The organism is Pedobacter fastidiosus (genome assembly GCF_014306625.1).
Classification (GTDB): domain Bacteria; phylum Bacteroidota; class Bacteroidia; order Sphingobacteriales; family Sphingobacteriaceae; genus Pedobacter; species Pedobacter fastidiosus.
In genome coordinates this window covers 254,262-280,059 of record NZ_JACRYL010000001.1, presented here as the reverse complement: position 1 = coordinate 280,059, position 25,798 = coordinate 254,262, and the positions used below count along the sequence as shown (strand labels likewise).

The 25,798-nt window shown below is 36.8% G+C and carries 24 protein-coding genes; 8 read left to right on the top strand and 16 right to left on the bottom strand.

Annotated features, from left to right (window positions below):
- Positions 1 to 453 carry a QcrA and Rieske domain-containing protein gene (locus H7U22_RS01245; protein ID WP_187069519.1) on the top strand — a complete coding sequence of 151 codons (453 nt, stop codon included), beginning with the start codon at positions 1 to 3 and terminating at the stop codon, positions 451 to 453.
- Between the two features lie 169 nt (positions 454 to 622).
- On the top strand, positions 623 to 1,153 hold the full coding sequence (locus H7U22_RS01240; protein WP_187069518.1) for a DUF4251 domain-containing protein: 531 nt from the start codon (positions 623 to 625) through the stop codon (positions 1,151 to 1,153).
- A 32-nt stretch (positions 1,154 to 1,185) separates the two neighbouring features.
- On the opposite strand, the gene H7U22_RS01235 is transcribed toward H7U22_RS01240, so the two are convergent.
- The 13 genes from H7U22_RS01235 to H7U22_RS01175 all read right to left on the bottom strand — a co-directional run bounded on the left by H7U22_RS01235 (position 1,186) and on the right by H7U22_RS01175 (position 14,550).
- Positions 1,186 to 2,262, bottom strand: coding sequence for a glutaminyl-peptide cyclotransferase (locus tag H7U22_RS01235; RefSeq protein WP_187069517.1), 1,077 nt, complete (start codon positions 2,260 to 2,262; stop codon positions 1,186 to 1,188).
- The gene (locus H7U22_RS01230) at positions 2,240 to 2,605 is read right to left on the bottom strand and encodes a YraN family protein (protein ID WP_187069516.1); all 366 of its coding nucleotides are present in this window, start codon (positions 2,603 to 2,605) and stop codon (positions 2,240 to 2,242) included. The genes H7U22_RS01235 and H7U22_RS01230 overlap by 23 nt, the downstream gene beginning before the upstream one ends.
- An 8-nt stretch (positions 2,606 to 2,613) precedes the next feature.
- Complete coding sequence (gene dnaG, locus H7U22_RS01225; RefSeq protein ID WP_187069515.1) at positions 2,614 to 4,587, bottom strand: DNA primase; 1,974 nt, start codon at positions 4,585 to 4,587, stop codon at positions 2,614 to 2,616.
- 163 nt (positions 4,588 to 4,750) lie between these two features.
- On the bottom strand, positions 4,751 to 5,410 hold the full coding sequence (locus H7U22_RS01220) for an SGNH/GDSL hydrolase family protein (RefSeq protein WP_187069514.1): 660 nt from the start codon (positions 5,408 to 5,410) through the stop codon (positions 4,751 to 4,753).
- A 21-nt stretch (positions 5,411 to 5,431) separates the two neighbouring features.
- Complete coding sequence (locus tag H7U22_RS01215; RefSeq protein ID WP_187069513.1) at positions 5,432 to 7,006, bottom strand: serine hydrolase; 1,575 nt, start codon at positions 7,004 to 7,006, stop codon at positions 5,432 to 5,434.
- A 58-nt stretch (positions 7,007 to 7,064) separates the two neighbouring features.
- Positions 7,065 to 8,006, bottom strand: coding sequence for a hypothetical protein (locus H7U22_RS01210; protein WP_187069512.1), 942 nt, complete (start codon positions 8,004 to 8,006; stop codon positions 7,065 to 7,067).
- Between the two features lie 97 nt (positions 8,007 to 8,103).
- Positions 8,104 to 9,288, bottom strand: a complete 1,185-nt coding sequence (locus tag H7U22_RS01205; protein ID WP_187069511.1) for a M20 metallopeptidase family protein — start codon at positions 9,286 to 9,288, stop codon at positions 8,104 to 8,106.
- Positions 9,275 to 9,718, bottom strand: a complete 444-nt coding sequence (locus tag H7U22_RS01200) for an SPOR domain-containing protein (RefSeq protein WP_187069510.1) — start codon at positions 9,716 to 9,718, stop codon at positions 9,275 to 9,277. The genes H7U22_RS01205 and H7U22_RS01200 overlap by 14 nt, the downstream gene beginning before the upstream one ends.
- A gap of 168 nt (positions 9,719 to 9,886) precedes the next feature.
- Positions 9,887 to 10,114, bottom strand: coding sequence for a hypothetical protein (locus H7U22_RS01195; protein WP_187069509.1), 228 nt, complete (start codon positions 10,112 to 10,114; stop codon positions 9,887 to 9,889).
- Complete coding sequence (locus tag H7U22_RS01190) at positions 10,114 to 10,389, bottom strand: Txe/YoeB family addiction module toxin (RefSeq protein ID WP_187069508.1); 276 nt, start codon at positions 10,387 to 10,389, stop codon at positions 10,114 to 10,116. The genes H7U22_RS01195 and H7U22_RS01190 overlap by 1 nt, the downstream gene beginning before the upstream one ends.
- 2 nt (positions 10,390 to 10,391) lie before the next feature.
- Positions 10,392 to 10,667 carry a type II toxin-antitoxin system Phd/YefM family antitoxin gene (locus H7U22_RS01185; protein WP_187069507.1) on the bottom strand — a complete coding sequence of 92 codons (276 nt, stop codon included), beginning with the start codon at positions 10,665 to 10,667 and terminating at the stop codon, positions 10,392 to 10,394.
- 145 nt (positions 10,668 to 10,812) lie between these two features.
- Positions 10,813 to 14,115, bottom strand: coding sequence for a preprotein translocase subunit SecA (secA, locus tag H7U22_RS01180; RefSeq protein ID WP_187069506.1), 3,303 nt, complete (start codon positions 14,113 to 14,115; stop codon positions 10,813 to 10,815).
- 135 nt (positions 14,116 to 14,250) lie between these two features.
- Positions 14,251 to 14,550 carry a hypothetical protein gene (locus H7U22_RS01175; RefSeq protein ID WP_187069505.1) on the bottom strand — a complete coding sequence of 100 codons (300 nt, stop codon included), beginning with the start codon at positions 14,548 to 14,550 and terminating at the stop codon, positions 14,251 to 14,253.
- A gap of 263 nt (positions 14,551 to 14,813) precedes the next feature.
- On the opposite strand from H7U22_RS01175, the gene H7U22_RS01170 reads away from it, so the two are divergent.
- The 3 genes from H7U22_RS01170 (at position 14,814) to H7U22_RS01160 (ending at position 16,824) form a co-directional block, all read left to right on the top strand.
- Entirely contained in the window at positions 14,814 to 15,542 is a 729-nt protein-coding gene (locus H7U22_RS01170; RefSeq protein ID WP_187069504.1) for a dioxygenase family protein, read from the top strand.
- A 69-nt stretch (positions 15,543 to 15,611) separates the two neighbouring features.
- Positions 15,612 to 16,118: a hypothetical protein gene (locus tag H7U22_RS01165; protein ID WP_187069503.1), complete on the top strand. Its 507-nt coding sequence runs from the start codon at positions 15,612 to 15,614 to the stop codon at positions 16,116 to 16,118.
- 1 nt (position 16,119) lies between these two features.
- Positions 16,120 to 16,824 (top strand): pirin family protein, encoded by a 705-nt coding sequence (locus tag H7U22_RS01160; RefSeq protein ID WP_187069502.1) that lies wholly within the window; start codon positions 16,120 to 16,122, stop codon positions 16,822 to 16,824.
- Between the two features lie 199 nt (positions 16,825 to 17,023).
- Here H7U22_RS01160 and H7U22_RS01155 read toward each other — a convergent pair whose 3' ends face one another.
- Positions 17,024 to 17,974 (bottom strand): Smr/MutS family protein, encoded by a 951-nt coding sequence (locus H7U22_RS01155; protein ID WP_187069501.1) that lies wholly within the window; start codon positions 17,972 to 17,974, stop codon positions 17,024 to 17,026.
- Between the two features lie 174 nt (positions 17,975 to 18,148).
- Complete coding sequence (gene rsgA / locus H7U22_RS01150) at positions 18,149 to 19,069, bottom strand: ribosome small subunit-dependent GTPase A (RefSeq protein ID WP_187069696.1); 921 nt, start codon at positions 19,067 to 19,069, stop codon at positions 18,149 to 18,151.
- A gap of 783 nt (positions 19,070 to 19,852) precedes the next feature.
- On the opposite strand from rsgA, the gene thrA reads away from it, so the two are divergent.
- The 3 genes from thrA (at position 19,853) to thrC (ending at position 24,819) form a co-directional block, all read left to right on the top strand.
- Entirely contained in the window at positions 19,853 to 22,303 is a 2,451-nt protein-coding gene (gene thrA, locus H7U22_RS01145) for a bifunctional aspartate kinase/homoserine dehydrogenase I (RefSeq protein WP_187069500.1), read from the top strand.
- A 166-nt stretch (positions 22,304 to 22,469) separates the two neighbouring features.
- Positions 22,470 to 23,432 (top strand): homoserine kinase, encoded by a 963-nt coding sequence (locus H7U22_RS01140; RefSeq protein WP_187069695.1) that lies wholly within the window; start codon positions 22,470 to 22,472, stop codon positions 23,430 to 23,432.
- A 79-nt stretch (positions 23,433 to 23,511) separates the two neighbouring features.
- Positions 23,512 to 24,819 (top strand): threonine synthase, encoded by a 1,308-nt coding sequence (gene thrC / locus H7U22_RS01135; protein WP_187069499.1) that lies wholly within the window; start codon positions 23,512 to 23,514, stop codon positions 24,817 to 24,819.
- 87 nt (positions 24,820 to 24,906) lie between these two features.
- On the opposite strand, the gene H7U22_RS01130 is transcribed toward thrC, so the two are convergent.
- Complete coding sequence (locus H7U22_RS01130; RefSeq protein WP_187069498.1) at positions 24,907 to 25,770, bottom strand: hypothetical protein; 864 nt, start codon at positions 25,768 to 25,770, stop codon at positions 24,907 to 24,909.
- Between the last annotated feature and the right edge of the window lie 28 nt (positions 25,771 to 25,798).

Sequence of the window (25,798 nt, the reverse complement as noted above, 5' to 3'; positions counted from 1 at the left end):
ATGGAACGTAACGATTTTATTAAATCTTTGGGCTTAGGAATAGCCCTTGTATGCACGGGTTCGTGCTTATCTAGCTGTGGTAAAAAAGGCGATGATCCATCCCCAAACAATCCAAGTGGCGGTGGCGTACCTTCTGGCACAACGGCGAGTGTAGATCTGGGCACACAACTTTTAACTGTTGGTGCATCAGTTGTTGTAAGTGGCATTTTATTTATTAGAACGGCTGCCGGAAATGCAACTACATCTTTTGCAGCAACACAGGCAACTTGCCCACATCAAGGCGGTTCATTAAATTTTATCCAAGCAAGCAACTTTATTCAATGCAGTTTACACGCATCAAGATACACAACTACAGGAAGCATTTTAGCACAACCAAATGATGGTGGAACTACGAGCGCATTAAAAACTTACCCACTCACTGTATCTGGGACAACTCTTTCTGCCACAGCATAGTAATTTGTTTTTATTAGGGTTAGGCGGTACTGTTTTAACGGTATCGCCTTTTTTATTTGGCTGAATTATTGAGTATCTTTAAATATAAAAAAATTTTGAGTTGCCGTATTTTATGGAATCCGACAAGCTTGCACATCATTAAGTTGTTATTTCATTAAAAATATTAATCATGAAAAATTTAAAATTTCTTATGAGTATTGCGATGTTTGGTTTAGCCACACAAGCTTTTGCTCAAACAAATAAAGAGACTACGGCTAAAATTGTTGCCGATAAAAATTATACGTTTGTTGCCAATACAGCAATCCCAATGGCGAGCGCCGACCTTAACAACGTGCTCTCTAGAATGCCCGGCGGACAAGGAGCAGGCATGATCAATCTTTCAGGTTCGCAGTATGATGTAAAAGTGAATAAGGATAGCGTTATTGCTTATTTGCCTTTCTATGGTCGCTCTTATAATGCGCCATATAATTCTTCGGAAGGCGGGATAAAATTTACCTCAAAAGACTTCACTTATACAGAATCTAAATCGAAGAAAGGTTCATACATCATCCAGATCAATACAAAAGATGTAAAGAGAGAAAATTATCGTTTTACGATTAACATTTCGGCAAATGGTTATGCTTCGCTCATTGCCAGTAGCGTAAATAAGCAACCGATAACCTTTAATGGCTATCTAAGCGAACCTAAAGAGAATGATTAATAAAAATGGGAGCCAAAAACTGACTCCCATTTTTATTTCTTGACGATTTTTATCTCGAAGATATGTGGCCATTTCTTACCAGCTACAAAAAGTCTTTTAGTGGCTTTATCATAAGCAATTCCATTTAGCACATTGTTTCCAATCGCTTCTTCTGTTTTAAAATAACCTTCGGGCAGTAATCCGGATAAATCTATTCTTGCTTCAACCGCTCCAGTAGTCGGGTTAATGATCAGGATATCATTGGTTGTATAAACATTTGCATAAATTTTTCCGTCAATAACTTCAAGCTCATTTAGGTCTTTAATGGCACCTTTATTATCAAAAACATCTATTGAACCAATTGGCTGATAGGTATTTTTATCTAAGAAAAATATAGTACCCGACCCATCGGTATTTAAGACTTTATCACCATCAAAATACAAGCCCCAACCTTCTTGCGTACCATGTGTATAAGGAAACTCAGCTATTTTTTTCAGAGTAGATTTATCATAAACGAACCCAATTTTTTCGCGGTAAGTAAGCTGAATGATTTTATTTCCGATTACGGTAATACCTTCTCCAAAATACTTTTTATCCAAATCTGCTTTCTGAACAATTTTCCCTGTTGACGGCTCTACTTTTCGCAAACTCGAATGACCATAGTCTCCAGCACTTTCGTAAAAAAATCCATCATGATATTCCAAACCTTCTACATAAGATGAAGTATCGTGTGGCAAACTTTTAATAATTTTATACGTGTATTGTGCAGGCGCCTGATTTGGTAAAATATTAATGTTTGTTGTTAAATCATCTGACTTTCCTTCGCCGAAAACCTTTGCGGTAATTAAGTGATTACCCAATTTTAAGCCTGCAGTTTTAAGCTTTAAAATAGAAGTATCTGTTTTGGATTCAATTTTAACCGTATCCAATAGATAGACAACTGAATCAACTTTTCTATCGTTTCCAAACTGAATTTTAACTTCAATCTCATTACCCGATGGAACATTTAAGCCCATAATTGGCGAAACAATGCTTCGATAGGTAATTGATGGTGAATCCTTACAAGAACTTGCAAAAGCAATTAAAACTGCGATAAAAAATAGGTTTTTAATCTTCTGGCCAAAAAGCATCTTCAATGTGATTTAATGTGTAATTTTTATTTTTTGTAAATGTTATTGCAATAATATCAAAACGAATATCATTTTGATGGTTCATAATGTCTATATATTCTGTTGCAGCAAGTTCCATCTGTTTCTGTTTAGCTTCGCGAACAAAATCCTCAGGTTCGCCAAATGCTACAGAACTTCTTGTCTTAACTTCAACAAAAATCATTATTCCATCCTTGTAAACAATCAAATCTATTTCGGCTTTGCCATAAACCCAGTTTTCATCTAAAACTTCGTAACCATTATCTTCTAGATGTTGCTTGGCAATCTGCTCGCCTTCTTTCCCTAAATCGTTATGAATGGCCAAATCGATAATTATTTTACTACAACTGAACCTAAAAATTTCGAAATCTCCCGCTCTACACCTTTAATTACGCCGTAACGTTGCATTAAAATTATTTGGTTATCAGCATCTTTTTCTTCTTTAATTTCTCTTAACAAATTAGATAAAATTTTATCAACCTTGTGTTTTTTTAAGTGAAAAATTCCGCCAAGAATTGTTGCTTTTAAATGCATCGATTCATCTTTAACGTAAATCTGATGTTTGTTTAACCAGTTTTCGCTCAGCGCATATTCTGAAGTTGAAAGGGTAATGGCCAAATCTGCAATATCGCGATCTTCATTTTTTATAAAATGATTTGCTGTCGGCAATCTTCCGTTATCAATTTCAGATTTATAATAATCGACTATTTTTTTACAAAGTGAGTTTTCAAAATCGACATCTGCTAAATTCTGCATAATAAAAGAACCGATGTACATATCATCGATGCTATCCCAGTTAACAAATTCGTGCCCATAAGCCAATAATAAACGAACAACTTCTTTTTCTTGGTGGTCTTCTGCCGAAGTTTGTTGTACTTCCCCAGGGCCAGCCTGATCATCCCATAAATTATCCGGCGGACCTAATGGCTCTGGTGCTCCAGATGAATAGGAATTATTGCTGCTGTGGTTTGCTCTTTGATTGCTCTCAAAAGTTTTTTTACTTTTTGCCGAACGCATTTTGTTCAATTCGGTCAGTAAAATTCTTTCTTCAATTTCTAAAAGACTGCTACATTCCCGAATAAAAACAGATGCTTTAATCTGATCAGGAATTTTTGCAATACTCTCTACAATATCTCTAATAATGCCTGCTCTTTTTATTGGATCATCTCCTGCATCCTTAAGTAAAACATTGGCTTTGTAAAGGATAAAGTCTTTTCTATTTTGTTCTAAATAGGTTTTGAAAGCTCCAGCACCTACGTGATGCATGTAAGAATCCGGGTCATGTCCGTCAGGGAAAGACACAATTTTTACATTGAGTCCTTCTTCCAAAATCATATCCAAACCCCGGAGTGAGGCTTTTATTCCGGCCGCATCTCCATCAAATAGTATGGTTACATTCTGCGTAAAACGACCGATTAATTTAATCTGCTCAACCGTTAGAGAAGTACCTGATGAGGCTACCACGTTTTCGATTCCGGCTTGATGAACCGAAAGCACATCGGCATATCCTTCAGCTAAATAGCAGTTATCCGTATCGCGAATTGCCTTTTTGGCATGGAATAACCCATAAAGTACATTCGATTTATGATAAATTTCACTCTCCGGTGAGTTAACATACTTAGGAACATTTTTATCTGTTTTGAGGGTTCTACCCCCGAAACCTATAATTCTACCTGTAAAATTATGGATCGGGAACATTACCCTTCCTCGAAAGCGATCGTAAATTTTGCCGTTATCGTTTTTAATGGATAAACCCGTGGCTTCCAAAAATTCCAGATTATGACCAGCATTTATTGCGCTTTGTGTCATCGCATCCCAAACATCGGGCGAGTAACCAACTTCAAACTTTTTAAGGATATCTTCTCTAAAACCTCGTTCTTTAAAATAGCTTAATCCAATGCCCTTGCCCTCTTCAGTCTCCCAAAGTTGCTTAACAAAAAATGCTGATGCGTATTGTGAAACGATATATAGACTTTCCTTTGCGCTTTGTGCTTCTGCATCTTGAGGAGTAAGTTCTGTTTCCTCAACCTCAATATTATATTTATTGGCTAAAAACTTAAGTGCTTCTGGATACGAATATTTCTCGTGATCCATAATAAACCGCACAGAATCACCGCCTTTACCGCAACCAAAGCATTTATAAATCCCTTTGGTTACCGATACGTGAAAGGATGGTGTTTTTTCGCCATGAAAAGGGCAATTACCAATTAAGCTTGTTCCGCGTTTTTTTAAGTGCACAAAATCTCCCACTACCTCCTCAATTCGAGCGGTATCCATTATCTTATCTATCGTGTCGCGGTTTATCATAACCCCAAACCCCTAAAGGGGCTTTTCCTTTCTATTTTACCCCAAACCCCTAAAGGGGCTTTTCCGTTCTAACGGTCTTGGGAATATGTACTTTTTTGATATTAATTATTTGCACCGCTATTTCCACCTCGCCTGTAGTTCCCCCTTCAGGGAGCTAGGGGGGTTATTTTACTAATGGCAATAACTGATCTGCAACCAACTTGTTTCCAACGTCGTTTAAGTGCACTCTATCAACTGTTAAAATTCCTTTTTCTTTATCCTCTGGATTATTTTTAGCTTCATATTCTGCGAAAATTTTTCTCAGATCGCATACCGGAAGATTATTTTTTGCAGCCAATTCTCTAATGCCTGCAGCGTATTTGTTTAAATCAGCATCGAGTTCATTTGTTCCATCCTTTTTCTCGCCAACTACAGATGGCGTAACCAAAACAACCTTGCTTCCAACGCCCTGAATTTTATTAATTAAGGCTTGATAGAATTTTAAATATTTATCGTAATCTGTTCCTGTATGTGAAGATTGTTTGTGCCATACATCGTTGATTCCAACATAAATAACCACCAAATCGGGTTTCTTATTTAACACATCATCTTCTAAACGCAAGTATAAATCATATACTTTATTACCACCAATTCCTGCTCCTGTAACATTGTATTTAGTAGAATCTAAAGATTTTTTTATCAGCGTAACATATCCATTTGCCGATACACCTTGTTGTGTAATCGAATCGCCGAAGAAAATAATGCGTTTTGGTTTAAATGTCATTGAGGTTAATGCGATTAAGCAAATGCAAACTAGAATGCTTGTTTTAAATAGGGTTTTCATAATTATATAAATTGGTTAGAATTATTTTTTATCGGTTTTTTTAAAATCCAGATCTTGGAAGTCGAAACTGAAATCAGTTAATGGAGAAATGGCTTCAATTTTGAAACCATCAGCAAGCGCACTATTATCTAAGCTAAAATTAACAAAGGCATCGGCATCCAAACTTCTATCGTACCATTTTACAATAAAAGTGTTCCCCTTATAATACGTCATGTCGCCTCTTAATTTCGGCGCATTTTTAGCTTGAAAGTGCATTTTGCCATTTACTTCGCTAATGGTTACATCACCAAACCAAGCATCATGAAAAGTTCCATAAAAATTTTTAACATCAGGTTTTGCAATTGATAGTTTTTGCTGTGAAGCAATATCGCTCCAGATTTTACCAACTATTTCATCAGCTTGCTTCTCTCCTTTTAATCGGTTATCGTTATAAGCCTTAACTCTATCTTGTCCTTTTATGCCAAAATAACCATCTTTAATGGTATTGGTAATCGCCGTAAACGCGGCGCCAGATTGTTGATTGGTTAATACAATTATACCTAATTTCATTTCTGGAATAATCGTTACCTGAGTTACAATTCCTGATAAACCACCAGTGTGTGTTGCTTGAAAATAGCCATTAACATCACTTAAAAACCAGCCCAAACCATAAGCACTAAAGTGTGTATTGTATGGTGAACCTCCATTTATGATGGTTTGGGGAGTCCAAAGTTCTCTAGCTACAGCGGGGCTGAATAATTTCTTATCCATGGCTTCACCATATTTACCACTGTTCATCATGGCCATAACCCATTTACTCATATCGGTTACGTTAGAATATATTCCACCAGCAGCATTTGCTATTTCTCCGAAACTCAAGCCTACAGGAAGGAGCTTACCCTCGTAAGGTGCATGACCATCAATCACATCAGATTTATCTTTTAAGCGATACCAAGAAGCAGCAGTTTTCGTCATGCCCAAAGGCTTAATTATTCTGCTTTCGATAAAATCTTCATAGGTTATTCCAGAAACTCTCGCAACTACATCGCCAGCCACAATGTACATTAGATTGTCGTAATCGTATTTTGTACGGAAAGAGGAAACTGGTTTTAAATATCTCAGATTATGAATTAATTGTTTTTTATCTACTGTTGATGAATCTGGCCAGATCATTAAATCGCCAGCACCTAAGCCTAAACCGCTTCTGTGCGTTAGTAAATCACGGATGGTAAATTCGCTGGTTACATAAGCATCATACATTTTAAACTCAGGTATTACATCTGTAACTTTTGTATCCCAAGTAATTTTCTTCTCATCAACCAGCATACCCAAAGCGGCAGCTGTAAACGCTTTTGTATTCGATGCTACACCGAAGAGCGTATTCTCATCTACCTTTTGATTGGTTTTTATTGAACGAACACCATAGCCTTTCAAATGAATTATTTTACCGTCTTTTATTACTGAAACTGCGATTCCAGGAACGTTGAATGTGGTTAAGGTTTTTTCAACCAAGCTATCGATCTGTTTTGAGGAAAGTACCTGCGCTTGTAAATTAACTGCGCAGAACAATAATAAAACAGCCGTTATCTTAAATTTTAATGAAGAAAAAAATTGCATTTTAATCGGTTTAAATAATCGTTTAAAGATAATAAATCTTTTATGCGTTAGTTAATCCTTATTTACCCTTTTCGAGTTTGTAATCTTTATGAACAATTAAGAAACTTGCCCGTTCTTCCTTTTTGAAAGGATAATCCCAATTGCCTTGGTAAGTAATTTTTGTTGGCAGTTTGTCTTCTCCAAAATAACCCATTTCAATATTCATCTGCACATCAAAATCGAACAGCATATTACTATATTTCATATCAACATAACGACCTAAAATATTAAAATTCCGCTTATCAAAAATGGTTACTAATTCCTTGATCATTATCCCATCTTTTGTCCAGCTGCTTAAGTCTGGCTTAACCGAAACCTTAAATCGATATACTGGAATCGAGTCTAAATATGTACCACTGGTAAAGCCATAATCGTAATATTGGCGCATGTTTGCAGAGAAAATTTCTGTTTTACTGCCAATAAAAGGAACTTTAACTGGCCTGCCGGGGTTAAAAATTAATGTTTTTAATTTATCCTTGTACCCCTCATTCGTTCCACCCTTACCATCACTAACTGGTGCATTTGGCACAAAATCAGTATTGTAGGCATTCATAAAAATGTAATCGAACATTTCTACCGTGTAGAGCTGATACTTCCCATTTTTTTTATAGACTTTTCCAGTATCCTGCTTAACAAGATATTCCATTTTATAGGGTCCACTGTTGTTGTGCTTAATTTTGCGATAGATTTTACCATCGACTTTATTCTTCTTATCGTATGTATAAATACGATTTTCAGCGATAAAAGTATATCGTTTCATATCTCTAAAAGATTGATAAAACGAAGTATCATTTATAATCCTATTGATAAAAGTTTCGATGTTTAGTCGTTCCGCCTTGATATTTACAGCAGAATCAAGCGTAATCGTTTTTATAGTATCTGGATTAAACCGAGGGATTTCCTGACTGTAGCTTTTATAAAAAAGAGAGGTTAAAATTAAGAACAAAAATATTTTTTTCATGCTATGTTGTAATGGCAAAAACAATGCCTATTTAGGATGGATAAGGGAACTTGAACGAGTATTACCCCATCTTACATTTTCCATTATACATTTTATTTTAGTTTCCCAATTGCTTTAAAGCAATATAAGCCATTAAACCTGTCGATATTTTTAGGGCATCTTCGTCTACATCAAATCTTGGCGTGTGAACAGAATACTGCGTATCTTTTTCAGCATTACCAGTTCCCAATCTATAAAAGCAAGCATCAGTAATTTGCGAATAGAATGAAAAGTCTTCCGCAGCCATCCAAATATCCAGATCAACAACGTTTTCTTTTCCTAGAAAATCTTCTGCAAAACTTCTTGCATTTGCTGTTAATTTTTCTTCGTTAATTAAAAAAGGATAGCCTCTATGAATATCAAAATCACAACTTCCGCCCATGCTTTCTGCCATACCTTCAGCCATTTTCTTCATTCGTTTATGGGCTTCTGCTCTCCAATCTTCATCTAAGGTTCTAAATGTTCCCTCAATTTTTACCTCATTTGGAATAATATTGGTTGCACCGTTTGCCGTAACTTTTCCAAAAGATAAAACAGATGGCAAACGAGGATCGGCGTTGCGACTTACAATTTGCTGTAAAGCAACAATGATGTGTGATGCAATTAAAACTGGATCAATATTTTGATGTGGTTGCGCACCATGCCCGCCTTTTCCAGTTACAGTAACATACAATTCATCGGTAGAAGCCATATAGATTCCTGAACGGAAACCAACTTTACCGGTTTCTATTAATGGCATAACATGCTGACCAACGATATAATCTGGCTTTGGATTTTCCAATACACCTTCCTTAATCATGATACTTGCTCCACCTGGAAGGAGTTCTTCTGCAGGCTGGAAAATCAATTTAATCGTTCCTCCAAAATCATCTTTTAACTGACTTAAAATATAGGCTGTTCCTAAAAGTGATGAAGTATGCACATCATGACCACAAGCATGCATTACGCCATGGTTTTTTGATGCATAGGGTTTATCATTTGCTTCGTGAATTGGCAAAGCATCCATATCGGCACGCAAGGCAATAACTTTATCAGAAGTTTGATTGCCCTTAATTAGACCCACAACACCAGTATTTGCACAGTCGGTAAATTCTATTCCCCATTTGGTTAATTTATCTTTAACAAATAGTGAAGTTTGGAATTCTTTATAAGATAATTCTGGGTTGGCATGAATATGTTGACGATAGCCTACTACATCGTTAAAAATGTTATCGGCTAAATCTTTAATTTTATTTTTGATCATCAGTTGTAGTATCTAAGGTTGGTGCATTAATTTTTTCCCTAAAAATAAATAAGGTAGGAAAACTAGGACGAAGCTCATTTATTAAACGTTGGGCTTCTAATCTGGTACGGAAATCGCCAACACGAACGTAATAATTTGGTTCTTTGTATACAATGTAGGTATTTAATTTCGGGTAACTCCCTTTAAATCGGGCTTGTTGATTAAAGACTTCCCGCCGGTCGGAACCATAAAAAATTTGTACTCGATAACCGTAACCTGAAACGATTGGTTTGTTTGATTTAACCACATCGCCTCCCGTTTTGTAAACTTCTAATCGCTTTGCAATTAAGCTATCAATCTGTGGGTCTTTTATTACGGTTACTTCGCCTTTTTGAGCAAACGATGCTTTAAATAAAAGTAGACAGCCGATAAAAGTAAATATTGTTTTCATGTATAATTAACTGTAGAAATTCGAAAATTGTTTAGAAACAAGAATGCCGAACTTTCTTACAAAATTCGGCATTCTTTATGGGTTGTGCAAATGGTAGTTTTGCCTTCTTTATTTTTTGTTAGTTCACCTGATGAAGATAATTTACAAGATGAAAATAACTATGGGCTATTACTTTTTTAGCCATTCGTTTATTTCATCATCAAGTGCAGATTGCTCTACAAATATGCCATTTTTAACTTGTTCTTGGGATGAAATGATCTCTTGTTGCTGTTCTGGAGACAGATTTAAGATTTTGCTTTGCGAGGTTGCATCCATTATGGTAACGCCACATTCTTTCATAATCTGTTTTACAATGGTACTTTTCTCGTTTGGAATTTTTATGGTTAATGTTTCCATTATTTATTGTAATGGAAACGACATTGAATAAGTGCACATTGCTGGTCTTTACCTTTGGTTCCAGATATTTGATAAACAAGTCGATGTTCTCCTGTAATACGCCTAGACCAAAAGCCCTTTAAGTTATGCTTCAAAGGCTCTGGTTTTCCTAAACCATGAAATGGTGTTCTTTTTATGTCCTTTAACAAATCTCTAATTTTTCTTTCCGCCTCTTGGTCATTATCCATCCAATACTCAAAATCTTCCCAAGCTTCCTCCGTGAATACGATATTCATGGTTATAATTTCCCTTTAGGAATTTCATCTATTGAAAATTGTTTTATGTTGCCCTTCTTTAAGTTCCCAATTGAGCTTTCTAACCGCTTGCGATTTGTTTCTGTTGACATGAGGTGTGCAGTTTCTGTAAGCGAATTGTATTCCTTGATAGAAATTACAACTACTGCATCACTTTCATTATTGTTCCTTGGAACAATTAGAACATCCTCTGTAAGACTCACTTCATCAAAATAGCTTTTCATATTAGTTCGTAAAGAAGAAATAGTTACTGCTTTCATATCATTAAATTTATGTACAATCAAATGTACGTTATAAAGTACAATAAACCAAGCCAATTTAACAACAAAAAAAGCCACATCAATGATGTGGCCTTAAATTTTCTATCTTCTTAGCATTGCTTCGTTTCTCGCAATGTTTGCTGAATTACAAATTCGCTCCGTGACAGTTTTTGTACTTTTTACCACTTCCGCAAGGGCAAGGTTCGTTACGACCAACTGTTGCTTCTTTACGAATAGGTTGCTGAGGAACAGCTTCTCGAGTATCTCCAAATTCAATACCTGCTTGCTCGTTACCAAATTCTTGTTTGGTGGTTTGTAACTTTGGTTGTTTCTTTGGAGCTGGTGCTTCTCTAACATCTTCAGCTTCTTGTTGAACAGGAATGCCACCTTTATATAAGAAACTTACAACTTCTTTATTTACTGCATTAAGCATGTTTTTGAACAAGTTGAAAGCCTCCATTTTATAAATTACCAATGGATCTTTTTGTTCGTAAACTGCATTTTGAACCGACTGTTTCAAATCGTCCATTTCACGTAAATGCTCTTTCCAGCTATCATCAATTAAAGCAAGAACAATTGTTTTTTCGAATGAACGAACAACTTCTTTTCCTTTATTATCAATTGCTTTCTTCAAATCTACAGCAACCTGAATTCCGCGAATACCATCCGTAAAAGGAACTACAATTTGTTCAATCTGCTGACCACGTTCTTCGTAAACCTGAGTTAAAACAGGTAGTGATTGTTGAATAATGGCTTCTGATTTACGAGCATAAAATGCTTCAGCTTCTTCAAATAATCTTTCTGTTAAAGTTGGAATATTTGTCGAAGAGAATTCCTTTTCAGTAATCGCAGTATCAACCGAGAAGTTTTTAATTACTTCCAGTTTAAAACCGTCGTAATTAGCTTCTTCTTTATATTCTGTAACGATATCTTCGGCAACATCGAATACCATATTGTTCATATCCACATCTAAGCGTTCGCCAAATAAAGCGTTTTTACGTTTAGCATAAATAACAGTACGTTGCGAGTTCATCACATCATCATACTCCAATAAACGTTTACGAATTCCGAAGTTGTTTTCTTCTACTTTCTTTTGAGCACGTTCGATAGATTTGGTAATCATTGAATGCTGAATTACTTCTCCATCTTCGATTCCCATACGAACCATAATGCTCGAGATTCTCTCCGAACCGAATAAACGCATTAAATTATCTTCTAATGAAACGAAGAATTGAGACGAACCTGGATCACCTTGACGACCAGCACGACCACGCAACTGCCTATCCACACGACGAGATTCATGACGTTCAGTACCAACGATTGCTAAACCACCAGAATCTTTTACGCCTGCGCCTAATTTAATATCCGTACCACGACCAGCCATGTTTGTTGCAATAGTAACCTGTCCTGCTTGACCAGCTTCGGCAACAATATCTGCCTCTTTCTGGTGCATTTTTGCGTTTAAAACGTTGTGTTTAATTCCACGAAGTTTAAGCATTCGGCTTAATAATTCTGAAATCTCAACTGAAGTTGTACCTACCAACACTGGGCGACCAGCTTCTGTTAATTTTACAATTTCATCTGCTACTGCATTATATTTTTCGCGAACTGTACGATAAACGTAATCCTGCTCATCTCTTCTAGAAATATTTCTGTTGGTTGGAATTTCAACTACGTCTAATTTATAGATTGACCAAAACTCGCCTGCCTCAGTAGTTGCAGTACCCGTCATACCGCAAAGTTTGTGGTACATACGGAAATAATTTTGTAAGGTTACGGTTGCGTAAGTTTGTGTTGCATCCTCAACTTTCACATTTTCTTTAGCCTCAATCGCTTGGTGTAAACCGTCAGAGTAACGACGGCCATCCATAATACGACCCGTTTGCTCATCAACAATTTTAATCTTGCCTTCGTCGATGATGTATTCTACATCAATTTCGAATAAAGTATAAGCTTTTAATAATTGATTTACAGAGTGAATTCTTTCTGCTTTAACAGAATAATCACGCATTAAAGCATCTTTCTGAACAACTTTTTCTTCTAAAGGCAAATCAGATTTCTCTAAATCGGCAACTTCAGTACCTACATCTGGCAATACAAAGAAATGAGGATCTTCACCCGATTGGGTAATTAATTCGATCCCTTTTTCAGTTAATTCAACTTGGTTATTTTTTTCATCAATATAGAAGAACAATTCCGAATCTACCTTAGGCATATTCTTAGATTGATCTGCCATATAATGGTTTTCCGTTTTCAATAACAAACCACGAACGCCACTTTCACTCAAGAATTTAATTAAAGCTTTGCTTTTTGGCAAACCTCGGAATGCACGTAATAAGGCTAAACCACCTTCACCTTCTTCAGTTCCGGTGTTACCAGCATTAATTAATTTTTTTGCTTCGTTCAATGCTGAAGAAACATACGCTTTTTGAGCATTTACCAAACGTTCGATACGTGGTTTCAACTCATAAAATTCGTGTTCATCTCCACGAGGAATCGGACCAGAAATAATCAACGGTGTACGGGCATCATCAATTAAAACTGAATCGACCTCATCCACCATTGCAAAATGCTGTTTACGCTGAACCAATTGATCTGGCGTTTGCGACATATTGTCACGCAGGTAATCGAAACCGAACTCATTATTGGTTCCATAAGTAATATCCGCAGCGTAAGCTTTTCTTCTTTCTTCTGAATTTGGCTCGTGTTTATCAATACAATCTACACTTAAACCATGGAATTCGAATAATGGACCATTCCACTCACTATCACGGCGAGCTAGGTAATCATTCACGGTTACTATGTGAACCCCTTGCCCGGCAAGTGCATTTAAATAAGCTGGCAAGGTACTTACCAAGGTTTTACCCTCACCAGTAGCCATCTCGGCAATTTTACCGCTGTGTAAAACAACACCACCAATCAACTGAACATCGTAATGAACCATGTTCCAAGAAACTTCAGTTCCTGCAGCATCCCATTTATTTGCCCATTGTGCTTTATCGCCAACAATTTTTACATTGTTTTTTCTTGCAGCGTAATCCTTATCAAATTGTGTGGCGGTAACTTCAAGATAATCGTTTTCGCTTAAACGACGAGAAGTTTCTTTAACTACAGCAAAAGCCTCTGGAAGAATTTCCAAAAGTACTTTTTCTAATTCTGCATCACGTTCCTTACCCAATGCATCAACTTGATCGTACAACGCCGTTTTTTGATGAAGATCTAAATCGTCTCCTTCTGCATCTGCTTTTAAACCTGCAATTTTCTCATCAATATCCTTTAAGAAAGTAGAAATTCTTTCTTTAAATTCAATTGTTTTTCCACGTAACTCATCGTTGCTTAGCACCGAAAGTTTACTGTAGTATTCATTTATCTTAACAACCAGAGGCTGGATGCTTTTTATATCTCTTTCTGATTTACTTCCGAAAACCTTCGCTAAAAATCCTAACATTATGTTCTAAATCGTATTTATTATTAAAAAAATGGTGTGTTACAACAACCAAGCCATTGTCTTGCTTAAGTCAGTTTGGCAGTTGTTGGTATAAATGGGGCAGAAAATCTTCTAAAGATTTTTAAGAGAGTAGAACTACGGACTGTTGTTCTTCGGTTTTTTCCTTATCGTTAAATCAGTGATTATCTGGTTAACACTTACATATTTCGAAACTTTGTAAGGAGTTTGAGTTCCTATTAAAGCAAGACTGCTATAGGATAATAAGTAAGGATTATGTTGTTCGTTGAGCTGAACAGATGCTCTATCAGTAGAACTAGCACTGATTTTATGTTCATTACAATATTCATTCAATATTCTAAGCCCTTCAACACGTTCGGCCTTTGCCAAATGTGTTAAGCTAAAAAATACAAGTGATATGGTAACTAGGTGTTTCATTAATAGCGGCAAAGCTAGTTTTAATCTTTTATAAAAAGAAATTACATCTTCGCAAAAAGCGTACCTCAATTTCTAGCCCATTTTGTTTTGCCCTTCAACCGCTCGGGCAGATCTCACTTTGAATAGCTTAGTTGATAAAACCGGGGAATGTGCTATCCGAATTTTCATCATTTAACGATACAAAATCGGCATACATCGTCACACAGCTGTTACTTATTGCCTAACATTTTACTTTTATATCAACAAAGCAAAACATTCTAACCATGGAAAGAAAAAATTTCATCAGGAGTTTAATGATTGGGGCAATCTCAACTCCAGTAATTATAGAGGCATGTAAAAAAAGTAGCATTAGCGATGGTTCTTCAACAAGTTCTGGTACAGCTGGCGGAACTGCTGGCACAAATGGAACTTGTACCGTTGCCCCTACTGAAACTGAAGGGCCCTTCCCTACCAAAGTACCTGCATCTTACGTACGAAGTGATATAACCGACGGTCGCTCGGGCTATAAAATGACAGCAAAAATTACCATTGGCAATTTGAATAATAGCTGTGCAGGCTTAGCCGGTGCAATAGTAGACATTTGGCATTGCGATGCGGAAGGAAATTATTCTGAATACGGTGGAAGTGGGATGCAAAGTACAAATTATCAATCGGTCCATTTTTTACGCGGTCGGCAAACTACAGATGCAAACGGCTTGGTAACTTTTACCTCAATCTTTCCCGGTTGGTATAGTGGAAGAGCTACTCATATCCACGTGCACGTTTATACCGCTGGTGGAACCTCATTAAATGTTACCCAAATTGCCTTCCCAGAAGGAACAGGAACAGCCTTAGCTTTAGTAAACGGCTATGCTAAAGGGATGACGGGTTATACTTATAATAATGCCGATAATGTTTTTAGTGATGACTCTTCTGGTATAGAAATATCAAAAGTAACAGGAACATTGGCGGCAGGCTTCGAACTTACTTTCAAATTAAACGTTAAAGCATAGTATCCTTATAAATTGTTTTATTTTTATCTAGACGTTAGGATTTCTTAACGTCTTTTTTAATTTTATGCCATGCCGAAAAAAGTAATCACGCTGTGCTATCGCAAAATTATAGACAATACCAATATTAAACCTTGGGATAAATTTGTACATGAAGATAGTTTTGCCGAATTTAAAATGCAATCGCAGTTTTATAATCAAGAACAGAAATATACCACTTTTGCCGAACTGCTTTTGAATGTAACAGATGCAGAAAAACTCCATTTCTTGGTTAGCGCTTCTATTACAGGTTATTTGCAACAACTGAAAGGCATTATTCCAGATGTATTGGATAATTTGGGGAGACGATTTTTAGCCTTCGAAAACTTTCGGTTTGAACTAATCAATTCAGATATAAATGATATAGATCGGCATAAAATTGCGATCAATTTTTTCTCAAAACCATTGGTTTGGCATGATACAATCGATAATCAGCTTTTGGTTTCGCAGTTTACAGAAACAGTGGAGGAAGAAACTTTTACCAATCTATTTCCAATGCAACCTTTTGTAAGTATTTATTCTATTAAAATTGTTGAATAAAATGGAATTATCACCGGGAAAAATTTATTTGGCCGATCAACGTGGCTTAGCAGAAACCACTATATTAAGAAGTTATTCTACCTTTAATTTTAAAAAATATTACAACGAGCATAAAGAGCCTTTTGGCGATTTATTTCTTTGTAACGATGATTTTGTGGCTGGCGGAAAATTAACCTTCTTCCTCTCCAAAGATGACTCTGTCCATCTATTTATGCCAATTACAGGAGGAATCGACATCGTTTATAACGGGAGAGAATACGCCTTGGAAACCGGACAAGTTCAGGTTCTTAATTTGGGTAAAGGTGAGGTTTTGGAAATTAGCAATCCGTATCCAACGGATGTAATTAATTACCTACAGATTGGGATTAAGACTGATATCTTTTTAATGAGGGCGAGTGAAATGCTGTTTAATTTCAATTTTGAAAATAATCAAAATCAACTTATAAAAATTATCTCCAATCCGAAATTGCCCTTTAAATTAAGCGCTGGAATTTTTGCTGGTCGCGAGGAAGCGATTTACAGTATAAAAAACTCCAACAATAAATTTTACTGCTTTATTATTGATGGTGCCTTCGAAATTGAAGGCAGACTAATGCATGCACGAGATGGCTTAGCCTTATGGAATTTAGAACAAGTAGAACTAGAGGCATTAAGTAATAATGCGATAGTGCTTATATTAGAATTGACTTCAGATCTGGACAGTTAACGGTTTTCTGTTGATAGACTGCAGATAATAGTACGTATTCAACTTAAAATCAGCAACTAACGTAATTTGGAGCTATTAACTTAGAGATCCTTCGTTGCGCACAGAATGAACAACACTACGAAAGCTTAGCAGTTTGATATTCGAGTCATGGGCAATTTACTGGACAAATGAACCAGTGACTAATGAACCAATTACCCAATTATTTAAAAACAACTTCAGTTGCTCCGTAGCCAAACTTTTCTTTCTGGGCATCCATATATGTTTTCACATGCGGATTCTTACTAATCAGTTTATGAATTTTATCTCTCAGTGTTCCATTGCCAGAGCCATGAATAAAAACAATTTTATCGAAATGATGAACTACTGCAGCATCAATTGCTGTTTGAAAATGATTAAGCTGAATCTGCAACATCTCATCTGCTTCCAAGAAATGATGATCATCTCGTAATTTTTCTATGTGCAAATCAATTTCCTTTGCAGGCACATCGACCGTTTTTTTCTGATCAGCACCTCTAAAAAAACTTTCCTTTAGCTTTTGCGCATCAATTAATGGAGCTTTATCATCTAAACGAATCAACCAGCCCTTTTGCTTCGAGTTTGGCAATTCTTTAAGTTCTCCACTAAAATCTTTTGCCCTAAATTTTTTACGGATTACGAGTGGTTCTACAGGCTTAACATCAGCTTTGCTATACATTAAAACCTGAAAATTAAATTCCGGCCAAAGATCTAAATCTGCCAAAGAAGCCGAATAAACCAACGCAGTATTATAGGCTTCCAAAACCCCATAAAATGCACCTGCGTATTTATCCTTACGTTCTGTGTTTAAGGTAACCAACAAAATATTGGGTGTTTGATTTTGCAGATTGAAATGAACTACATTTCCGGCCTTATTATCATTTGCTACAGCAAGATAAATTCCATTTTCAATTTTACTGATATTGGGAACATTAACCTGAATTGGTTTTGGGGCATCTAATTCTTCAGCCACAGCGCCATGTCCATGCACCGATGTTAAGTTGCTTACCGCAACCGGAATTTCGAAGCCATCTTCATCTGTAACACCCAAAGTTTGGGCATCGATTATTTTGGTAACATAACCCTCACGTTTTTCATCAACAAAACGAACAAAATCACCTAGTTTAAATTTCATAACCCCTAAATCCCCTAAGGGGACTTCTCCTTTCTAAAGTTTTAACCTCCAAACCCCCTAAAGAGGGCTTTTGACTTTCTATAGTTTAGCACAACGCCAAAACATTTATTTTTATTTATTGCACTCTTGCCTAACCGTCCTATTATTCAGCTCGCCCTTTAGGGGGCTGGGGGGTTAATGTCTTGTATCATTCCCATGAAAAATGCTTAAGTAACTTTCGTATCTCGATACTGCGATATCGCCCTCATTTACGGCCTCTAAAACTGCACAACCAGGTTCGTTAACATGTCTACAATTATTAAAACGGCAATTATGTGAGGTTTTAAAAATCTCTGGAAAGAAATGCCCCAGTTCTTCTTTTTCAATATCGATTACCCCTAGTTCCCTAATTCCTGGCGTATCTACAATGAAACCACCTTGCGGCAATTCGAACATTTCGGCGAAGGTTGTAGTATGCTGTCCTTTATCGCTCCAATCAGAAACTTCGCCCGTTCTTAAATCCCGATCGGGTAAAAGTGCATTAATTAAACTCGATTTTCCTACACCAGAATGCCCAGAGATTAAGGTAATTTTATTGGCAATTAAATCTTGAATAATCGGAATATTGATTCCCTTTAAAGCGGAAACCTCATAGCAAGGATAACCAATGGTTTGATAAATTTCTTTAAAATCTTGCAGAATCTCCAAACCCTCCTTACTAAATAAATCGAGTTTGTTAAACACCAAAACCGCTGGCACATCGTAAGCTTCAGCAGTTACTAAAAAACGATCGATAAAACCTAAAGATGTACGTGGAGATGCCAATGTGACTAGCAAAATCGCCATATCTAAATTCGCTGCCAAAATTTGAGCTTGCTTACTTAGATTTATAGACTTACGGATAATGTAGTTTTTTCGTGGTAAAAGCTCGTTAATGATTCCGGTAATTCCATCACGTTCCAAATCAAATTTCACCTGATCGCCAACCGCAATCGGGTTGGTGGTCTGGATTCCCTTCATTCTGAATTTTCCAACAATACGGCAATCGTAGCGTTCGCCATCATCGGCCAAAACGCTATACCAACTTCCGGTAGATTTAATTACTAAGCCCTGCATATTTGCAACAAAGGTAAGAAAAGGACGGAAGATGTTAGAGGTAAAAATTACTTGTATAATCGTCATTTCGACTATAGCACAGCGAATGGAGAAATCTTTTCACTATGATGTTTTTCAAAGTACAAAGATTTCTCGGCTGCGCTCGAAATGACGGACTTCTTTAAGGTCGTCCGCTGACGCACGCGTGTCGAGTGTGCAACTTCAATATGTCACACGCGACACGCATGCGCCAGCCATGAGACTCAAAACAGTACCTCAACCCCAATTTAAATGAACCTGACAGAAACGGCAGCCTCCGATTTTTCATCGGAGCTACAGTGGATAGCAGGGCTGCTGCATCCGAAGAATTGCTGCAGCACCTTTTCTAATGATTAAGCCATTGCAATTTAACCACCCCGCCCTGTGGGCACCCCTCCTTAAAAAAAGGTGGGGAGTTAAAAACCCACAGCATTAAGATTCTCGCGTCTTTCCTCCTCATGATGACGACTTGACCAGTTTAGTTTTCGGCTCAGAAAATGTGGCTATTTCATCCGATTAAACGTTTTATTAAAATATTTTCAAAAAAATTAAAAAATTGTTTGCAATTAAGAAAAATAATCTGCTACTTTACGGTGTAGATAATACACTAAGAAATGAATTTTAACACTTCGATTATTACAACGATTATTATTACCACCGGGTTAAACCAGCGGGGCTAATTTGTTGTAAATTGAATTAAAAACATAAAAACACAGAAAGCGTCCCGACACAAGTCGGGACGCTTTTTTTTTAAACCCAAACCAAATGAAAGTATTAAAATTCGGTGGCACATCCGTAGGTTCGGCCGAGAACATTAAAACGCTACTGCGAATAGTAGCCCAAGAAAAATTACAGAGCAATCCGGTAGTTGTATTATCGGCAATGAGTGGCGTAACCAATTTACTAACCGATATGGCCGAAAGGGCCGAACGTGGTGAAGATTACGATGCATCTTTAAAGGAAATTGAAGCTAAACACTTCGCGGTAATTCGTTCGCTCTTACCAGCAGCGGCACAAAACCCAGTGTTTACACGTTTAAAAATCTTTTTTAATGAGCTAGAAGATTTATTGCAAGCCGTAACCAATTTGCGTGAGTTGAGCTTGCAAACCAAAGATCAGATTTTGAGTTATGGCGAACGTTGTTCGTCTTTCATGGTCGGGCACATTGCATCGCAGCAAATACCAGAAGCAATGTATGTGAATGGCTCTGAGTTAATAAAAACCGATAGCAATTTCGGGCAGGCAAAAGTTGATACCGAGCTTACCGAAATGTTAATTAACGATTTCTACCAAGCAAATAAAGAGAAGGTTTTATTTGTAACTGGCTTTATTGCCAGCAATGCAAACGGCAGAGTAACTACTTTAGGTCGAGGTGGTTCTGATTATACAGCAGCGGTTTGGGGCGCAGCTTTGAACGCTGAGGAAATAGAAATTTGGACGGATGTAAATGGAATGATGACTGCCGATCCGCGGATTGTGAAAAAAGCTTTCTCCTTACCAGAACTGAGTTATACAGAGGCAATGGAATTGAGTTATTTTGGAGCGAAAGTAATTTATCCGCCAACGATGATTCCGGCTTTTATGAAAAAAATTCCGATCGTAATTAAAAATACTTTCGAACCGGACTTCGCTGGAACTTATATAAAAAGTGATGTTAAGGCATCAAATTTGCCAATTAAAGGTATTTCATCAATCGATCACATCAGCATTATTAACCTAAGTGGAAGCGGAATGGTTGGAAAAGCTGGCTTTAGTGGGAGATTATTTTCTCTACTTTCTCGAGAGCAGATTAATGTGGTATTGATTACACAATCTTCATCTGAGCATAGCATTACTTTCGTGGTAAAACCGACAGATGCTAGTCAGGCAATTGCTCTAATTAAAAAGGAATTCGAACTGGAACTGGATGCAAATAAATTAGCCTTACCAGAAGTAGAGAATAATTTAGCGGTTTTGGCCATTGTTGGCGAAAACATGAAACATACGCCAGGCATGAGTGGCAGATTGTTTAATGCTTTAGGTAGAAACGGAATTAACGTTAGGGCAATTGCTCAAGGATCTTCTGAATACAATATTTCGGTGATTATCAATGCTGGCGATTTATCCAAAGCAGTAAATGCAGTGCATGATGCATTCTTTACAGACTTAAAAAGAACGTTAAATATCTTCTGCTTGGGCACAGGAAATATCGGCAAAACTTTATTCAATCAATTGAAAGAGCAGATGCCGTTTCTAGCTGCTAACAATGATTTACAGGTTAAAGTTGCGGGAATTAGCAACACCAGAAAAATGATTTTTAAAGCTGAGGGTTTATCTCTTGAAAATTGGGAGTCGGAATTAAACAACGATGGAGAACAAGCCGATTTAGCCAGTTTTGTTGAAAAAATGAAAGCGATGAATCTGCCAAACTGTGTTTTTGTAGACAACACTGCAGCAGAAGCGCCGATTGAGTTTTATCAGGGAATTTTCGAGAGCAGCATATCTGTAGTTACGTGTAATAAAAAAGGAAACTCGGCAGACTTTGCCCAGTACAAATCTTTTAAGGATACAGCACGTAAATTTGGTGTAGATTTTTACTATGAAACTAATGTTGGTGCAGGTTTACCGATCATCCGTACATTAAGAGAATTGATGATGAGCGGGGATAAAGTGGCTCGAATTGAGGCAATTTTATCTGGAACGATTTCTTATATCTTCAATAACTTTAAAGGTGATGCAGGATTTTACGAAACGGTTAAAGAAGCACAAGAATTGGGCTACACCGAACCAGATCCTCGTGATGATTTGAATGGAAAAGATTTTATGCGTAAAATGTTAATTCTGGCTAGAGACGCCGGTTATCCTTTAGAAGCATCAGATGTAAAAATCGACAACATTTTACCAGAAGCTTGTTTAAACGCAACATCGGTTGAAGATTTTTATTCAGAGCTACAAAAAAACTCTGCTTATTTCGAAGATTTAAAAACGAAAGCAGCTAATGATAAAAAAGTATTACGCTACATCGGTAAGCTGGAAAACGGAAATGTAGAAATTAGCCTGCAAATGGTTGATGACAGTCATCCTTTTTATATGCTTTCTGGAAGTGATAACATTATTTCCTTTACAACAGATAGATACAAATCTCGTCCGTTGGTGGTAAAAGGCCCAGGTGCAGGGGCTGAAGTTACAGCTGCAGGTGTTTTTGCAGATATTATAAATGTTGGCCAAACCCCCTAGCCTCCTAAAGGGGGAACTAAAGGCGAGATGGAAATAGAAATAGGCAAAAACAATAGTTAAAGCCTAAATTTAATGAAATTAATGAATAGCCCGGGGTTGAAACCCCGGATTATAAAAAAGATATAAAATGTCAAATAACAATTTAAGTCCTGCTGAAACTTTAGATATGACCACAGGAAAGGCAACTCCCCCTTCAGGGGGTCGGGGGGTTAGAGTCTTCGCTCCAGCAACTGTTGCCAACGTAGTTTGCGGTTTTGATGTGCTGGGTTTCGCAGTAAATGAGCCTGGCGATGAAGTTGAAATGCGTTTAACCGAAACACCTGGAGTAATAATTAAAAGAATTACTGGCGATGATGGCAAATTGCCTTTAGATGCAGCAAAAAATACGGTAAGCGCAAGTGTTCAGCATTATTTACAGCACATTAACCGATTAGATGTTGGCGTAGAAATTGAATTGCACAAAAAAATGCCAATCGGAAGCGGCTTGGGTTCGAGTTCTGCCAGTACAGTTGCGGGTTTATTTGCCATTAACAAACTAATGGGCGATTTATTAACCCCAAAAGAACTGGTTCCTTTTGCCATGAAAGGTGAAGAACTGGCTTGTGGTTACGGTCATGCTGATAACGTTGCACCAGCCATTTTAGGTGGCTTTGTTTTAGTTAGAAGTTACGACCCTTTGGATGTAATTTCCTTGCCAACACCTGCTGGAATGTATGCTGCAATTGTTTATCCAGAGGTTGATGTTCCAACCAAAGATGCCCGTCAAATGATCCGCAGTAAAGTGCTTTTAAAAGATGCCGTTACCCAATGGGGAAATGTTGCCGGTTTGGTTAGCGGACTATTTATGAATGATTTCGATTTAATCGGCCGAAGTATGAAAGATGTTTTAATTGAGCCAACTCGGTCAATTTTAATTCCAGGGTTTGAAGAAATGAGGGCCTTAGCTATGGAAAACGGCGCAATTGGCTTTGGAATTTCGGGTTCAGGACCATCGGTTTTTTCTTTGGCCAAAGATGAGGAAACTGCAAAACGCATTACCAAAGCACAACAGCAACTTTTACACAAATTAAATATTAATAGCAAAGCTTATGTTTCTTCGGTTAACGCTGAAGGACCAAGAGTACTATAAACACATAAATGTGAGATGGAAAATGGGCGATGTGTAAATACATCATCCATCACCCCATCTTACCTCTTCCATTCTCAAAATGAAACTATATTCAACAAACAATAAAGATTTACGCGTTTCCTTTAAAGAAGCGGTTTTTAATAGCATGCCACAAGATAAAGGCTTGTACATGCCTGTAGAAATCCCTAATCTTGAAGCTGATTTTATCAATAATATTGAAAAGTATTCTTTGCCAGAGATTGCTTATAAAGTTACCTCAACTTTGTTAAAGGATGAGATTCCTACTGAAGATTTAAAAGCATTAATTGATGATGCCATTAATTTTGAAGCACCTGCAGTAAAACTTGATGACAAGACTTTCGTATTAGAACTTTTTCACGGACCATCTTTAGCTTTTAAAGATTTTGGAGCTCGTTTTATGAGTCGCATAATGGCTTATTTCTTGAAAGATGGCGAACAACTTTTAGATGTTTTAGTAGCCACCTCAGGCGATACAGGTGGCGCTGTGGCATTGGGCTTTTTAGGTGTACCAAATACCAGAGTAACCATTCTTTATCCTGAAGGAAAAGTTAGTCCGATACAAGAATTACAACTAACCACTAACGGCCAAAACATTCGGGCAGTCGAAGTTAGAGGCACTTTTGATGATTGCCAAGCTTTAGTAAAGCAAGCTTTCGCTGATGCTGAATTGAATGCCAAGTTTCGATTAACTTCTGCAAATTCAATCAATATTTCGAGATTAATTCCGCAAACTTTCTATTATTTCAACACTTATGCGCAGTTGAAAAAGCAAGGATTAACGGATGTTATTTTTTCTGTTCCGAGTGGTAACTTTGGAAATATCGGTGCAGGTTTGTTGGCTTATAAATTAGGTTTACCCGTAAAACAATTTATCGCTGCTACGAATGTAAATGATACGGTGCCACGCTTTTTGGAAAGTGGAGTTTATGAAACCAAACCATCTACACAAACGTACTCAAACGCCATGGATGTTGGCGCACCAAGTAATTGGATCCGCATTATGGATTTGTTTGATGGTGATGTTGAAGAACTGAAAAAAGTGGTTACTTCTTATCGTTTTAACGATGAAGAAACACTTGCAGGCATTAAAGAGATCGATTCGAAATTTAATTATGTTGCCTGTCCACATACAGCGATTGCATATTTAGCTATAGAAAAATATAGAAAAGAAAATCCTGATGATGAAAGTGCAACCGTATTTTTATCAACAGCACATGCTTGTAAATTTCCAGATATTTTTCCGCAGGATATTGCTGTTAAAATAGAAATCCCAGAACAGGTAAAAGCTTTAGACAGTAAACCTCAACATGCCGATAAATTAGGAGTAGATTTTGAAGGCTTTAAAAATTATTTGTTGAAGAGCTAATGTGGATTATTCCACAGGAACCGCTTTGTGGCAAATCCACCGTTCTAATGGTTGAGAAAACATTTCTCGACCAACCTAAAAAACTTGCTAGACGGGATTTGCAATCCCGTCTTTTGAACTAACCGTATTCAATCCCTTGTTACTCTGCCTTTTCATAAATAGTCCATAAATAAAAAACTCAATGATCGGAATTAGCAACAATGCAAAAAACAAAATAAAGTTACCCTTAATCAACCGATTTATTTTTTCTGAGAGAATTTCATCTACTTTTTCAGTTAATTTTATCTTGATAGACTGTTCGATTGTTTTTGGTTCGAGCGAATTAAGTGTTGCAACGATTGCCTTCAAATCTGTATAACTGAGATCTTCAATTTGCACGTGACCTTTTCCGGCTGCCAGCAACATTCCATACATACTTGCACTATAAATATCTTCTTTATATTTATCAACTAGGTATGCTGATAATTTATTTTTACTATTATCAACAAGGTGGATTCCAGTATTTTTCTTCGCAATATATTCGTTTAAACTAATCGCAGTATTCTTGGTTCCCTGCTGAATTTCTGTCGCACCGCTTTGAATTTTTTGGATAAACTTTTGTCGGAGCGCTGGAGTTTCAAAAGTTATTGATGCGATTTGTTCATACAGTTGAGCAACAATTCGAGGTTCTTCCTTTTTAAGAATATCTTTCGCAGCAAAAATTAAGGCAAGGTGAATTGGAAAATAAATAAAAACTCCCATACTGGCCACGATGTAAAGTTTTACTGCCCAGTTATAATATTTAGGTTTCCTTACATAGATTTTCTTTTTCCATAAAATTAGATTGTAGAATATCCCGCAGATGATTCCAATTAGAAAAAAAATGACAGCATATAATATTACAGTGCCCAAATGAGGAATCACAATTTCCCTTAGTAAACTCCACCAGTCTACTTTCTTTAAAAATTTCATTTAAAATGGATAAAAAATCAAAAAATAA